The following is a 13,866-nucleotide window of genomic DNA, read 5'->3' as shown; positions in this document are numbered from 1 at the left end:
GTCTTGGCGGAGTAAGTGGGAAAATCTCTCAGTTTACTTCAAATACCCAGAGCAAGTGCGAAGGGCGATTTATACAACGAATGCGGTTGAAGCGGTGCACCGTCAGTTCCGTAAACTGACCAAGACGAAAGGGGGCTTTGCTAATGAAAATGCATTGCTCAAGCTGCTATACGCGGGTATGTTGAAGGCATCAGAGAAGTGGACGCATCCGGTGCAAAACTGGAACCTGACATTGTCTCAGTTGAGCATCCACTTCGAAGGCCGAATAGACCAGCACGTCGATCTTTAAGAAATGGGTGACACAGAACTATGAACACCCTCGACATTCCACACGATATTGCCACTGCTGCTATTTCTCGATTTGATAAATCAGCCTGCTTACCCATATCAAATAAACTTTGATTTGATAAATCTATACCAACATCAGCGTCATCAATTATCATAACTGGAGTTTCATTTTTATATGCTTCAGCTAATTTTTTTAGCCAACCATCTTCACTTGTTCTTATAGTTATGTTTGCCATGGTTTCTCCTTTTGGCTTAACGTCAAATTCAGGGGCGCCACAGGCGTCCCATGGAATTTTTTGTTAGCCGCCTTGTTTGAGGTAGCGTGACTGTTCAATAAAGTGCTCTGTCTTTGCAATTGCATCTTGCATTGCAAGTACAGTAGCATTTCTAATTTTATCTAATTCTGAAATTGTTAAATTCCTACAGGACTCTTTAAACATTACCTCGCCATGAGCAATTTTGTTTCTGAGATTTTTCACTATTAGCAATTTTTCTCTTTTCTCAGACTGGATTTTACCGATACCATACTTTGATAAAACATTATCTATTTCTCGCGCATCCAAATTTCCAGAGAAAGTTTTAACTCTCTTATCAAATTCATTAAAAGAGGGGAATTGTGCGTTATTGAGCATTATCATATCTAAATGCTGCTTATGCTTATTCCCACTCTGGCTGACGAAATAGTATTCTACAAACAATAATTTTAACTTATCAGAAAGTTCGCCATAATTATGTATAGAGGCAGTTTCGTGAACCTTTTCGAGTAATAATGATATCGTTGACTCTATTGTGTTATAGAGCAGGAGCATAAAAGAAGATTTAAGGATAGCTACTTTATGAACATTAGCCCCCTTAGAAATAGATACCTCATTGATATGGTTCAATAAAATATCGATATCAATCTTCTTTTCTTCAAAGTCCGACTTCACAGAAATCAATTTAATACCCCTAGCGATTAATTAGCTTATCTTTAACATAATCAATTCGCTGACGTATTTTTTCTGGAGTATGTGTCCTATGCTTTCCCGATATAAGCAATTTAAAGTCTTTATCCTTCAACCACACCCCAGGATCAATTTTATCTCTGCTTATATTTGGGTTTTCTTCAAGGGCAAAGTGAACACCAGCAGAAAGTGCTTCGACAAAAATTCTAGATACACCTTGATCAGCACGTTTTGCGAATCCATTTACAAACGCATCGTTCACAAATTTAATCATTCTTTCATATTGTGCTGACTTAATTTTCTGCTCATTAGCATCAAAACTATTGTTTTTCTTGTCCATATACTCATCAAGAACTACACCAATACCACGGCTATGAGTTTTAAACCTTGGATAATCGTCAATCAGTAAGAAGAAGCGTAAAATCAATTCTTCATGTTCTTGCCTATTTTTAACTGACTTTGATAAGGGCGCGAGTTTTTTCAATAAGTCATTTTTGGCACAGTTATTATAGATAAATCCATTGAATGGACCTTGATAAATACCTTTTCTTTTCTCCATGTTTCTTAGAAGATCACTTCCTCTATTAATTCTTTCAAAAAGATCATTTCTAACCTCTTCTGTAGCTGCTTCTGAAAGCACAATCATTCTAATGGGAGTATTATTTATTTTCTTCTGCCTTGACTTAGGCAAATCAGAGTATTTTAATTCATTAAGCTCGGTCAATCTATCAAGTGCTTTTAAAGTTAAATCATCTTCAAGAAATGCAGCAAGAGTTCTTATTCGCTGCGAGCCATCAACTATTTCTAACCTTCCATTGCTGTCTTCTGCCATAAAAACTATTGGGATAGGTAAACCTAAGGTAATCGATTCGATTAGCTTTGACTGCCTGATCTCATCCCAAACAAAATCTCTCTGATAATCAGGAACGAAAATATCATTTTCATCTGTTTCAAGATCTTTTAAATATTTTCCAACTAAGAATTCCACAGTAAATTCTCTTGTATCAAAGTCAACGGCTTTCTTCTCTTCAATAATTTGTTCTTCGATACGTTGTAATTTTTCTTCAGTTATCATTTCTGTCAACTTCCTCTTTGTTGAGTGAGATATTGTGAGCTAAACCTGGCGGCTAACGCCGCAAGCAGCGGCGAGCGTTAGCGAGTCCAGCACCAAAGGTGCGATGCTGACTTGCCTTGTTATATTTCATTTTGAAAATTCACCAACTTTATCAATCGCTTGTTCTGGTGTAAAAATTCCTGCGCCTATAAACAGAACCATTAATAGGCCAAGAATTGCGATTAAAGTTACTATATTGTCTTTGAACTTCATATGAACAGACATAGCTGCCAATGTAGCGAAAATTAAGCCCACAACAAAAACATAGCTGCTTACCGATGGACTAAACGGAGGCTGCCAAAATTTTATTGCAGCTATGGCTAGGAGCACAAAGGTGATGCATCCGATCATGCTAACTAACGGCCAGTCTCTCTCTGATGTTGATTTTTTAGAAGGAGAAACCTGTGCATTTAGTAAACTAGCATCAAAATTATGATTTTCTGCAAAGTCTTTTATAAGCCGAACATCTTCTGCAAGCGCTTTAATTTGGTCGACTGGTACGTTATTGGTCATGCTGTTTTACCTCCCTGCGAGGTAGAAACGACACGCTGAACATCTTCTAAGACAGCATTTCCGGACCAGCTAGATGAATCATCTTCACCCTTAATTATTAGTATCCTGTTGCCTTCGAGATATAAGTTTGTTCCACTAAATCTGACACTGTCTATATTTCCTACGATTAATCTCTGAGGAATTTCAGATAAAACGCTCCCTACCGTTGGGCGTGCTTTTTCGATTACCTCATTATTATCATTGGTGTTATTAAGTAGGAACTCGAATACCGCTCCTTCTGATTCCACTGGATAGATAGTTGATCTGATCTCAATGCCATCAGCGAGGTATCGACTAATATTTTTTTTAAACAGCTCAACGTACTTTTTTAATCGTGAAGCTTTCTGCATAGTTGAACCTTAAGAAATATAACTATTAAGCGGTTATACAGATGGCGAAGCCATGGCTATAACCGTTTGTTGAACGGCCGCTGGCACTCTAGGGAATTTGCTTTTTAACATGATGTTTTCCCTGTCAACCTGTGGCTTATCTACGCGCTACTTTCTGGCCTGTTCCACGCCTAAGTCGCTCGCTTGGTTCACTATTTTTTCTAATAAAGCTATCTTCTACCTGTTTTTTGATGCGCTGGCAACAATCACCCCTCGGGCTATACCCAAAGCGCTTAACACCTTGCTATTGATCAAGGTTTCGGTGCTAAGTCGTATTAGCTATTTTTAATATCAGGGTTATCACTTTTCTGACCTGATTCGCTTCACCTAAGCTGTGAATGTAATCACACTTTAAGCAATGAGGCCGTGCTTACTAACATTAGGGCTGATTCTTACGAGCGTCCTATTTTCTGGTATTCCTCCACTCCACTAAAGAAAAATCGACACACTATGCAGTCATGATGAGAGCGTTTAGATTGCGTTCACCATACATATTTCAGGAAAACAAAGAAGTGTTTGATTAGAAAGGAGAATTCCATCTCTTGATCTGGCCGCTTCCTTGCCAAGTGCGCTTGCGCTTTGATCCATACAACGCCTGTATCAGGGCGGGTTTGAGTCTATCCGATGCCACTCAACCCGTAAATCACGTATTAAGTCTAAGAAGAGAACACCCACCCTTCAATCAGGGTGGGTGTTTGTGCTAGGAGGGGGATTATAAGCGCGCGAATCCATCACGGGTGTAGTTTTCGCTGCCGCTGTCTTGCACGCAGAGGTTGTCTTCAATGCGGATACCGCCATAAGGCAGTAGTTGTTCTACCAATGCCCAGTTGATGTGTTGGCTGTTGGGGCTGTTACGCAGTTCGTTCAGCAGTTGCGGGATAAAGTAAACCCCCGGTTCGATGGTGATGACGTAGCCCGATTGCAAGGTGCGGGTTAAACGCAGGAAGGGGTGTTCCTCTGGTGGTGTTAAGAGGGTGCCTGCTTCGTCTTGTTGCCAACCGCCCACGTCGTGTACTTGTAAGCCTAGTAAATGCCCCAAGCCGTGCGGGTAGAAGGTGCGGGTTAAGCCCAGTTCCATCTGTACTTCTGGGTTGGCGGTGATGATGCCAAAGCGGTTCAGCAGGTCGGCGATCATCAGGTGCATCTGTTCGTGCAGGGCGATAAAGTCGCTACCCGCGCTGATCTGTTGGCACAGTTGCTGTTGCAGGTCATCTAGGCCGCGCACTAGGTCAGCAAATAGGCTGCCTTGACGGGTAAAGGTGCGGGTGATGTCGGCTGCGTAGCCGTTAAAGCGTGCGCCTGCGTCGATTAACAGGGTGCGGTCTTGGGCAGGGGCGCTACGCTCTTGAAACTGGTAGTGCAGCACGGCGGCGTGTTCATTTAAAGCTACGATATTGTCGTAAGGCATATCGCGCTCATTATGACCAATGGCGCTGAGGTAGAGCTGGTTGATCTGGTATTCGCTTTTACCCGCTTTAAAGGCGGCTTCTGCTGCGCGATGGCCTTTTACGGCAAGGTAGTTGGCTTGGCGTAGGCAGTGCTGTTCCCACTCGGTTTTAATGGCGCGGTGGAAGTTAAGCGCTTGAATGAATGCGTTGGGGTTATGGCTGACCTGCGCTGCTTCTGCCTGAATGTTTTGTTCGTTGATTAGGGCATTGTTGTGGCCGTTTAACAGGCTGGCGATGTCGGCAAAGTTGTCATACGCCTGTAGGTCAAAGGCGCTTGTCCACTCGCCCGTTGGTAATGCGGGGGTTAAGTGCCAAAAATCTGTTGGGGTGTAGTAAAACAGCTGCGGCTTTTGGTTGGCTTTAATCAATAACCAGCAGTTGGGGTGTTCGGTTAAAAAGGGTGCCCATTGTACAAAGTGCGGGTTAGGGCGAAAAGGATAGCGGGTGTCGTCTAAAAAGTGGGTATGCAAACTGCCTGAGCCAATCAACAGTTGATCAAATCCTTGTTGGGCAAGCAGCTCGACGCTGCGCTGTTGCAGTTGAGCAATATGCTGGAAAAACGCTTGAATCATGATAGGCAGCCTGTGGCAAATGTCGTGATTAATGAGCGGGGTTACACCGACAGCGATTGATGCTGTATGGCGGTTTCTAACAAGCTCCAAAGCTGGCGCAAGTTAGGCTGTATATTTTGTCGATTACGGTAAATTCTAATCTGCAATGGCACATGCCATTGGGCATCGCCCGCTAACTGTAGGTTACCGTAGTCCAGATTGTCTTTAACCAAACGCTGCGGTAGCCAACCAAAACCAAAGCCCTCTTTGATCATCGCTTTAACGCTGACCGAGTGGACGTTTTCATTCATGGTGACCAGTTGCGGTGGCTCTGGTTGCTGCTGTAGGAAATGTTCCAGTACCGCGCGCAGCATAGAGCTTTCGTAATAGCCGATATAGGGCAAGGGTTTGGTTTTTTGGCCGGGCAGTTTGAAGAGCGGCATGCCGTCGCTGTTCAGTGCGGTAACGGGTACGAGCAACTCTTCGGCGATCACTAAGTTCTCGAAACGCTCATCGTCTAAGTCTCTCGCCACTTTCATGGCAGGGTGCCAATAACACAGCACCAGATCACACTCCCCTTGCGCCAGTGCGTTAACAAAATCTGGCCCCACCCAAGAGGTTGATTTTAAGTTCAAATCAACGGGTAGGTTATGGCGCTCAGAAAAGGGCAGCAATAGGGCGCGGTACAAGGTGAGGTAGAGCGTTTGTGAGGTGGCAAAGATGAGGCGGTTGCTCTCTTGTTCGCGGATCTCGTTGCAACGCACTTTGGTTTCGCGGGCGATGCGCGACATCTGCTCGGCACCCGCTAAAAACACTTCGCCTGCCGGAGTCAAAGACAACGGCAGGCTGTTGCGGTCGATGAGCGTGGTGCCCATCTCTTCCTCAAGGAGTTTAATACGGCGGCTTAAAGTCGGCTGAGTCACATTGCGCTCATCTGCCGCACGGGAGAAATGTCGCGTGCGGGCTAAGGCAATAAAGTCATCTAACCATCTTACTTCCATAGACCGACTACTCGTTTACAGTTGGTGAGGTTGAACGAAGCCACTGAGCAATCGGGAACAGCAAGCTTTCACCCAACTGAATGGAACGCTCTGCTGACCAACCTGCGTAGTGATCTGGGCGCAAATCGTAGTCTTTAAACGGCATCTCTAAGGTCATAGAGGGGCAGTTAAATTCACGCCCTACCCAAAAGCCTGCCACGGTATAAGCTTCTGCCCCAAATTTGCCAACGGGATAACCACGCTCCAGTTGGAAATCAGGGTTAATGGCGGCAAGTTGCTGTTTGAAGTGTAGTTCTTCTTGTAGCACTTGGTCGCTTAAATGCGGTGCGCCTTCTTGTCCGGCAATAAAGTTGCAAGGTAGCGCTTCGTCGCCGTGTAGGTCTAAGAACAGATCAACCCCAATTTGAGACATGGCAGCGCGCACATGGAACACTTCTGGGCTGCGTTCAAGGCTGGGTTCTAACCACTCGCGGTTCAGGTTGGCACCACAAGCGTTGGTGCGTAGGTGACCACGAATAGCACCATCGGGGTTCATATTCGGTACGATGTAGAACACCACTTGATCGAGCAGTTGTTTGCAGAGGGCGTCATTTTCATCTAACAGACGGCTGATCAAGCCTTCCGCGCACCACTCGGCCATGCTTTCACCGGGGTGTTGACGGGCGGTGACCCAAATCTTTTTCTTGTTGCTGTCGTCTTGTCCAATCTGCAACAGATTAAGGTCACGGCCATCTAAAGTTGCCCCTAAATCAAACACTTGGCATAGAGGCGACTGCTGGGCAAAGGCGATCAGGTCAAGGTGGCGCTCAAAGCTGTAAGGGGCAAAGTAAGCGTAATAGACGCTGTTTTGCTCAGGGCTGTGCTGAATCAGCAGCTCACCCTCTTCAAAACTGGTGGGGACACGGAACCAATCTTGACGGTCGTATGAGGCCACCGCTTGGTAATCTTCCCAACCATCGGGATAGGCCGCTTGCGCTGCATTGGTGATGCGTAGCACTAAGCTTTGATCCGCAGCCCCCTGCACTCGAAAGTGGAACCACTGATAAAAGTTTGACTGGTGGTCTGGGCGAATTGCTAACTGAATATCATGGGGGTTGGTTTGATCCAACACTTCGATATTGCCGGAGTCAAAGGCCGCGCTGATTTTAATCGCAGAGTGGAGCATTTAGATTCGCCCCTCTTCTACCGCGTGACAGGCCACTTGGCCGCCTTCGCTGGTGGTGATCAATTTTGGAATCTCTTGTTTGCAGCGGTCGGTGACATAAGGGCAGCGTCCGTGGAACACACAGCCTGAAGGCAGGTTCACAGGCGTAGGCACTTCACCCGTCAGTTTAATCGGCTCTGGGCGGTCATCCTGTAAACGTGGAATCGCCGACAACAAAGCTTTGGTGTACGGGTGGCGCGGCGTGGCAAACAGGGTTTTGGTGGGGGCCAGTTCACACAGCGAACCTAAATACATCACCGCCACACGGGTGCCGAAGTGTTCAACCACCGCCAAGTCGTGGGTGATAAACAGATAAGTGAGGTTGCGCTTTTCTTGCGCGTCCATCAGCAGGTTTAACACCTGTGCTTGAATCGACACATCCAGTGCAGAGATCGGCTCATCGGCCACGATAAACTCAGGGTCTACCGCCAAAGCACGGGCAATACTGATCCGTTGACGCTGACCACCAGAAAACTCATGGGCAAAACGATCCGCCCAGCTGGGGTCAATACCCACAGAGAACATCACCTCATGTACCTTGTCGCGCACCTGTTGGGCGTTCCAATCAGGATTGTGCAAACGCACGGGTTCTTCCAGTGTTTGCCCAATGGTCATACGCGGATTCAATGACGCATAAGGGTTCTGGAAAATCATCTGCATTTTTTTGCGGTAGGGTAGCAGCGCTTTGTCATCTAAATGATCAATACGCTCGCCACGGTAGCTGATGGTGCCACCGCTAGGCGTTAACAAACCCATAACGGTACGGGCAACGGTTGACTTACCACAGCCTGATTCACCCACCACACATAGGGCTTCGCCCTTATGCACATCTAGAGAGACACCGTTGATCGCATGAACATGTTCTTGTTCACGCACGATCTTGCCGCCTTTGAACTTCAGCTGATCCAGAAAATCACCTGAGATATTGAATTTCTTATACAGACCACGAATTTGGACTAATGACTCTGGCTGTGTCGTATTTTCAGTTTGGTTCTGGCTCATCACTTACACCCCTTCCTGCGTTTGTTCAGCTTTTCTCATGGCCGCAACCATGTGACAAGCCACCTGACAGTTACCAGAACGCGTAAAGGTTGGTAACTCTCGTTTGCAGGCCTCTTCTGCGTAATCACAACGCGGATTAAACGCACAACCTGTTGGAATACGTTGCAAAGGCGGCATGGCACCTCGAATCTGATTCAAACGCTGCCCCGGTATTGCCATTTGTGGCAGCGCATTCATCAAACCTTGGGTGTAAGGGTGCTGTGCATCGTTGATAATCTCTTTAGTTGGCCCTTGTTCAATAATGCGGCCTGCGTACATCACGATGGTTTTTTGGGTGGCTTGTGATACCACGCCCAAATCATGGGTGATTAAGATCAGTGCAACGTTGTTGCGCTCACAAAGCTCAACCATCAGTTCCATGATCTCGGCTTGAATGGTTACATCCAAGGCGGTGGTTGGCTCATCGGCAATAATAATGTCTGGATCAAGCAGTAGCGCAATGGCGATCACGATACGCTGACGCATACCGCCCGACAGCTCGTGCGGATATTGATCAAAACGGGTTTCTGGCGATGGAATGTATACCTGCTTCAACTTTTGCACTGCAATGGTTTTTGCCGCGTCAAAGCTGATCTTCCGGTGGGCTTGTAAACATTCCACCATCTGCTGGCCGATGGTCAGCACAGGGTTTAGGGTCATCATTGGGTCTTGAAAGATCATCGAAATTCGGTTGCCCCGAATCGCGCGAATACCCTCGGCAGACAGATTGGCGAGGTTCTGACCATCAAACCAGATCTCACCGGCGCTGATACGCCCCGGTCTAGAGATTAAGTTTAGAATGGAGAAGCCCAACACCGACTTACCTGCACCAGATTCACCCACCAAGCCTAAACGCTCACCACGGTCTAGGTTAAAACTGATATTGCGTAGTGCTTTGACTTCACCGCTGCGTAAACCAAAACTCACTTCAAGGTTTTTTACTTCTAATAACGCCATGATCTTAGCCCTTATAAAGTTTTGGATTGAGGACGTCACGCAGCCAGTCGCCTAGCATGTTCATCACCAGTACTAATACCACTAAGATCACACCCGGAATCACCGTGATCCACCAAGCACCAGAGAAGATATATTCAAAGCCGCTGGAGATTAAAGAGCCTAAAGAGGGTTGCGACACGGGCATACCCAAACCTAAAAACGACAGCGAGGCTTCAGAGATAATAGCGTTAGCCACCTGTACCGTTGAGATCACCAAAATCGGCGACAAGGTATTAGGTAAGATATGACGGAACATGATGCGAATCGGGCCTAAACCCATTACACGAGCGGCATCAATGTATTCTTTTTTCTTTTCGGCCAGTACTGAGGCGCGAATGGTACGGGCATATTGCGGCCACTCAGCGATACCGATCACCAAAATCAGCATGGTCATCGCCAGTTCTTGATACAACTCTGTACCAAAGCTTGCCTGAAAGATTGCCAAGACAATGATCGCCACCATCATGGTGGAAAACGACAACTGTACATCTGCAAAGCGCATCAGCAGGCTGTCTACACGGCCACCGCGATAGCCCGCAATCAAACCGATAATAATCCCAATGGTCGCTTGCAGCAGAACAGCGCAGATGCCGATGGTCAACGAAATGCGGGTGCCGTACAGAATGGTTGACCACAGATCACGACCCTGTGCATCGGTGCCTAACCAGAACTGTTCATCACCATTCTCGGCATCCCAACTAGGGGGTAGCTCAGAGTTCATAATGTCGATCTGATTGGGATCGTAAGGATCAAACGGGGCGATCAACGGCGCAAATAGCGCCATAATCACGTAGCCTAGGAAAATAGTGAAACTGATTTGCGCCACACGGTCACGAATAAAGCTGTGGCCGATATTGCTGTCTTTGAAACGCTGCCAAGCGCTGGGCGTAGGCTCTGGCAGTTTGTTTTGGCTTTGAGTTGTCATAATGTTCTGCCTATTATTTGCCTGCGAGTTTAACGGTTGGGTTCACCAAGCCGTAAATCAGGTCAACAATGGTGTTGGTGACGACGAAAACAGCACCCACCACAATCAGGTACGCCACAATCAACGGCGTATCCACACGGTTGACCGCTTCTAAGAATAGAAAGCCCATCCCCGGCCATTGGAAAACGGTTTCAGTTAAAATGGTGTACGCCACCATCGTACCGATCTGCACACCACCAACGGTGATGACAGGCAGCATGGTGTTCTTTAAGGCGTGTAAGAAATAGATACGACGTGAGTGCAGGCCCTTGGCCCATGCAAATTTCACATACTCCGATTGCAACACTTCCATCATTTCAGAACGAATCAGACGGATAAACAGCGGCAACATAATCGAAGCCAGTGTAAAGCTTGGCAAAATCAGATGGTGTAAGCCATCAAGGGTGAACAAGCCACTGTCCCAACCCCAGAACATGTCAACGGTGTCGCCGCGACCGTAAGAGGGCATCCAACCTAGCTCAATGGCAAATAGATAGATCAAACCGATAGCGGTTAAGAAAACGGGTACAGAAATCCCCACAATACTGACGCCCATCACCACGCGCGAGAACCAGCTGAACGGCTTAATGGCGGAATACACGCCCAGTGGTACTGAGAACAACACAATAATAATAGTCGCGCCAAACACCAGTTCTAAAGTGGCGGGCATTTTCTTTAAAATCACTTCTAAGGCAGGTTCTTTAAAGAAATAAGAGGTGCCTAAGTCCCCTTGTAATACATTACCGAGAAAGCGACCGTATTGAATTAAAAACGGATCGTTCAGCCCCATCTCATCCCGTAAGGCTTGACGCTCTGCTTCAGATACGGATTGCCCCACCATTTCACGCAGGGGGTCACCCAAATTATCTTGGATTGAAAAGCTAATCAGGCTGATGACAAACATCACGATAATGGCCTGAAACAGCCGTTTAATAAAAAAAGCAATCATGGTAGTTCTGCCTTTATCACCGAGCATTCCGTGCGCTGGCTTATTGTATGAGAGTTGATAGTGCCCAGCTTATCAGCAGTCGCCCTAACTCGACTGCCGACAAGCTTTGCACAGGGTACTAGACCCTAATAGGCGGCTTACAGAGTGTAAGCCAGCCCATCATCAAAAATTACTTTTTGATGACCAGATCACCCAAGTATGGGAAATCCATTACGTTTAACACAGGCTCGATTTCTACGTTTTTCGCAGCTGCCCAAGCCAGATTCTGCCAATGTAGCGGAATGAAAGCCGCGTCATCGTATAGAATTTGCTCGATCTCTTGCATCAACGCCGCACGTTTCTTCGGACTGGTTTCAGTATTCGCTTGAACCATCAGCGCATCTGCTTTCGGGTTGCAGTAGTTGCCGCTGTTGTATTGGCCTAGACCTTTCTCAGCATCTGGGCAAGCTGTCAGGAACTCGAAGAAGTTGTTTGAGTCTTCAGTATCCGCGTGCCAGCCAATCATCATCATGTCTGCTGCACGGGCATCAAATTCACCCCAGTATTGCGCTTTAGGCATGGTTTTCAGGTCAACTTTGATGTTGATTTTCGCCAACATTGCCGCAGCCGCTTGTGCGATTTTCTCGTCGTTCACATAGCGGTTGTTAGGTGCCATCATGGTGATGCTAAAGCCTTTCTCGTAACCGGCCTCTTTCATCAGCTGTTTAGCTTTTGCTAAATCAAAACGTGGCTTCAGCGCAGCGTTATGACCTAGGTAACCCCAAGGGCTCATTTGTGCCGCTGGTGTTGCAAAGCCTTTCATGATCTTTTTCACGATACCTTGCTGGTTAATGGCATAAGCCACTGCCTGACGTACACGGGCGTCTTTGAAGGCTTCAACACGGTTTTGGTTCATCTGGAATGTGATGATACGTGTGCCGCCCATAGTGACTAGGTCAACTTTTTTGTTGCCCTGAATACGCTCATGGTCGGTTGGTGGTACAGGTGCGATAAAGTCAACATCACCTGAAAGCAGTGCAGCTACACGTGTTGGCGCTTCTTTAATCGGAGTCAGTACGATTTTGTCAACGTTGCCTGGTGACTTAGTATCCCAGTAGCCACTGTTACGTTCAAACTCAACACGAACGCCTTGCTCACGGTATGACACGGTGAAAGGGCCTGTACCTGACATGTTGCGAGAGGCAAAAGAGTTACCGTGCTTGATCAGCTTGGCCTTGTCTTCTCCGTTCTCGTCTTTACCGCTATAGAACTTGCTGTCCATTGGGAACAGGTAAGTAACGTTGTTTAAGACAAGAGGGAAAGGTTCTGCGGTTTTCAGTTCGATCGTGTAATCATCAACAACTTTTATTCCAGAGAAAGGCGCGAATACACCTTTGAAGTCTGGAGATTCACGTAGACGCTCAAAAGTAAACGCCACGTCTTTAGCGGTAAAATCATTACCTGAGTGGAATTTTACGCCTTTGCGTAGGTGGAAACGCATGGTTAGCGGGTCAACTCGCTCCCATTTTTCCGCCAAACGGGCTTCAAAACCCAGTTTACGATCCCAGCGTACTAGCGGATCAAAGGTCATATGAGACAGCTGCAAAGTACCGCCAGACAGTTGCTCATGCGGGTCTAAGGAAACTGGGTCAGCATCGTAGGCCATTTTCAAAGTTGCTGCCTGTGCGCCAGTCATCAGACCTAGGCTAAGCACAGCGCCAGCAAACAGGGATACGGTTTTCTTCATTTTGGTGTCCCGTTATTGTTTGTTGTTCATTGTTATTAGAGGGTTTTGCTGGGTATTAGATACCCTTTTGAATCATCAAAAAGTCTAACTACAACTTGCAATTGTCACCAATTGGAATTACGGAACAGGTTATGCAGAAATTAAATACAGGCGTAAGAATGCCTATTTCAGCCCTTTTGATGCGTAAAAAAGCCTAAGTTATGCAGGGGTAATGAGGTGAAATCTTGGTTTTTTATGGCTTGTAGGGCTATGATGCGAGTGCGATTTTCCCCTGCATTTTAAGATAGAGACAAACCATGGAATACGATTTTACCCGTGATAAAGATGGCCGCTTAACCGCAGAATTATCAATGGGACATGAAGCTTTTGGCCACTGGTTAAACAGCGAAAAAAATGCCGGATTACCACTGCTAGAAGAGATTGAACAGACCATTGCCAAGCTGCAATCGGGTGAAATCCGAGAGAAACAGTTTGTCGGTACAGAGTACAGCTTGCAGCTTTCCCAAGATGAAGTAGAGGTGCGCGCCAACCACTTGTTTTATGCTGATGACTATCAAAACCAAGAGGAGCAGGATGAGGCTCTCTCTAATGATGATGAACAAAGCTTTGCAGCTTGTGGATTAGACGATTTTTCTGCATTACTCAGTGAATGGCGCGAGTTTGTTGAGCGCTATGCCTAACGATAGCCAATGCTTTAAC

The 13,866-nt window shown here is 46.5% G+C and carries 14 protein-coding genes; 2 read left to right on the top strand and 12 right to left on the bottom strand.

Annotated features, from left to right (window positions below; all coding sequences use genetic code 11):
• The coding region (locus B5D26_RS13830; RefSeq protein WP_143833123.1) for a transposase at positions 1–289 on the top strand (289 nt) is incomplete at its 5' end.
• A 298-nt stretch (positions 290–587) separates the two neighbouring features.
• On the opposite strand, the gene B5D26_RS13825 is transcribed toward B5D26_RS13830, so the two are convergent.
• From B5D26_RS13825 to B5D26_RS13770, 12 genes are all read right to left on the bottom strand, one after another.
• Positions 588–1,217: an MAE_28990/MAE_18760 family HEPN-like nuclease gene (locus B5D26_RS13825; RefSeq protein ID WP_234985307.1), complete on the bottom strand. Its 630-nt coding sequence runs from the start codon at positions 1,215–1,217 to the stop codon at positions 588–590.
• A gap of 19 nt (positions 1,218–1,236) precedes the next feature.
• Positions 1,237–2,307 (bottom strand): DUF262 domain-containing protein, encoded by a 1,071-nt coding sequence (locus B5D26_RS13820; RefSeq protein WP_078746315.1) that lies wholly within the window; start codon positions 2,305–2,307, stop codon positions 1,237–1,239.
• 126 nt (positions 2,308–2,433) lie between these two features.
• Positions 2,434–2,859, bottom strand: coding sequence for a hypothetical protein (locus B5D26_RS13815; RefSeq protein ID WP_078746314.1), 426 nt, complete (start codon positions 2,857–2,859; stop codon positions 2,434–2,436).
• A complete protein-coding gene (locus tag B5D26_RS13810) occupies positions 2,856–3,248 on the bottom strand; it encodes a hypothetical protein (protein WP_078746313.1) in 393 nt (130 codons plus the stop codon). The genes B5D26_RS13815 and B5D26_RS13810 overlap by 4 nt, the downstream gene beginning before the upstream one ends.
• 751 nt (positions 3,249–3,999) lie before the next feature.
• Positions 4,000–5,307 carry a Xaa-Pro dipeptidase gene (pepQ, locus tag B5D26_RS13805; RefSeq protein ID WP_078746312.1) on the bottom strand — a complete coding sequence of 436 codons (1,308 nt, stop codon included), beginning with the start codon at positions 5,305–5,307 and terminating at the stop codon, positions 4,000–4,002.
• Positions 5,308–5,348: 41 nt separating this feature from the next.
• On the bottom strand, positions 5,349–6,287 hold the full coding sequence (locus B5D26_RS13800) for a LysR family transcriptional regulator (protein WP_078746311.1): 939 nt from the start codon (positions 6,285–6,287) through the stop codon (positions 5,349–5,351).
• Between the two features lie 7 nt (positions 6,288–6,294).
• A complete protein-coding gene (locus tag B5D26_RS13795) occupies positions 6,295–7,452 on the bottom strand; it encodes a M14 family metallopeptidase (RefSeq protein WP_200810687.1) in 1,158 nt (385 codons plus the stop codon).
• Positions 7,453–8,493: an ABC transporter ATP-binding protein gene (locus tag B5D26_RS13790; protein ID WP_078746310.1), complete on the bottom strand. Its 1,041-nt coding sequence runs from the start codon at positions 8,491–8,493 to the stop codon at positions 7,453–7,455. It lies immediately after the preceding gene.
• A 3-nt stretch (positions 8,494–8,496) separates the two neighbouring features.
• The gene (locus tag B5D26_RS13785) at positions 8,497–9,489 is read right to left on the bottom strand and encodes an ABC transporter ATP-binding protein (protein WP_078746309.1); all 993 of its coding nucleotides are present in this window, start codon (positions 9,487–9,489) and stop codon (positions 8,497–8,499) included.
• 4 nt (positions 9,490–9,493) lie between these two features.
• Positions 9,494–10,453, bottom strand: a complete 960-nt coding sequence (locus tag B5D26_RS13780) for an ABC transporter permease (protein ID WP_078746308.1) — start codon at positions 10,451–10,453, stop codon at positions 9,494–9,496.
• 13 nt (positions 10,454–10,466) lie between these two features.
• Positions 10,467–11,441, bottom strand: a complete 975-nt coding sequence (locus tag B5D26_RS13775; protein WP_078746307.1) for an ABC transporter permease — start codon at positions 11,439–11,441, stop codon at positions 10,467–10,469.
• Positions 11,442–11,610: 169 nt separating this feature from the next.
• On the bottom strand, positions 11,611–13,167 hold the full coding sequence (locus B5D26_RS13770; protein WP_078746306.1) for an ABC transporter substrate-binding protein: 1,557 nt from the start codon (positions 13,165–13,167) through the stop codon (positions 11,611–11,613).
• A 296-nt stretch (positions 13,168–13,463) separates the two neighbouring features.
• On the opposite strand from B5D26_RS13770, the gene B5D26_RS13765 reads away from it, so the two are divergent.
• Entirely contained in the window at positions 13,464–13,847 is a 384-nt protein-coding gene (locus B5D26_RS13765; RefSeq protein ID WP_078746305.1) for a YacL family protein, read from the top strand.
• The last annotated feature ends 19 nt before the right edge of the window (positions 13,848–13,866 follow it).

This window comes from Oceanospirillum multiglobuliferum, from assembly GCF_900167095.1.
Taxonomy (GTDB): Bacteria; Pseudomonadota; Gammaproteobacteria; order Pseudomonadales; family Halomonadaceae; genus Oceanospirillum; species Oceanospirillum multiglobuliferum.
The sequence above is the reverse complement of the archived record's forward strand: the minus strand, read 5'-3'. Positions and strand labels throughout refer to the sequence as shown.

What these genes read in the sequence shown, in the direction of transcription:
- B5D26_RS13770 (WP_078746306.1), bottom strand. Translation starts at nt 13,167, where the DNA reads ATGAAGAAAACCGTATCCCTGTTTGCTGGCGCTGTGCTTAGCCTAGGT.
- B5D26_RS13820 (WP_078746315.1), bottom strand. Translation starts at nt 2,307, where the DNA reads ATGATAACTGAAGAAAAATTACAACGTATCGAAGAACAAATTATTGAA.
- B5D26_RS13780 (WP_078746308.1), bottom strand. Translation starts at nt 10,453, where the DNA reads ATGACAACTCAAAGCCAAAACAAACTGCCAGAGCCTACGCCCAGCGCT.
- pepQ (WP_078746312.1), bottom strand. Translation starts at nt 5,307, where the DNA reads ATGATTCAAGCGTTTTTCCAGCATATTGCTCAACTGCAACAGCGCAGC.
- B5D26_RS13800 (WP_078746311.1), bottom strand. Translation starts at nt 6,287, where the DNA reads ATGGAAGTAAGATGGTTAGATGACTTTATTGCCTTAGCCCGCACGCGA.
- B5D26_RS13765 (WP_078746305.1), top strand. Translation starts at nt 13,464, where the DNA reads ATGGAATACGATTTTACCCGTGATAAAGATGGCCGCTTAACCGCAGAA.
- B5D26_RS13790 (WP_078746310.1), bottom strand. Translation starts at nt 8,493, where the DNA reads ATGAGCCAGAACCAAACTGAAAATACGACACAGCCAGAGTCATTAGTC.
- B5D26_RS13775 (WP_078746307.1), bottom strand. Translation starts at nt 11,441, where the DNA reads ATGATTGCTTTTTTTATTAAACGGCTGTTTCAGGCCATTATCGTGATG.
- B5D26_RS13810 (WP_078746313.1), bottom strand. Translation starts at nt 3,248, where the DNA reads ATGCAGAAAGCTTCACGATTAAAAAAGTACGTTGAGCTGTTTAAAAAA.
- B5D26_RS13785 (WP_078746309.1), bottom strand. Translation starts at nt 9,489, where the DNA reads ATGGCGTTATTAGAAGTAAAAAACCTTGAAGTGAGTTTTGGTTTACGC.
- B5D26_RS13815 (WP_078746314.1), bottom strand. Translation starts at nt 2,859, where the DNA reads ATGACCAATAACGTACCAGTCGACCAAATTAAAGCGCTTGCAGAAGAT.
- B5D26_RS13795 (WP_200810687.1), bottom strand. Translation starts at nt 7,452, where the DNA reads ATGCTCCACTCTGCGATTAAAATCAGCGCGGCCTTTGACTCCGGCAAT.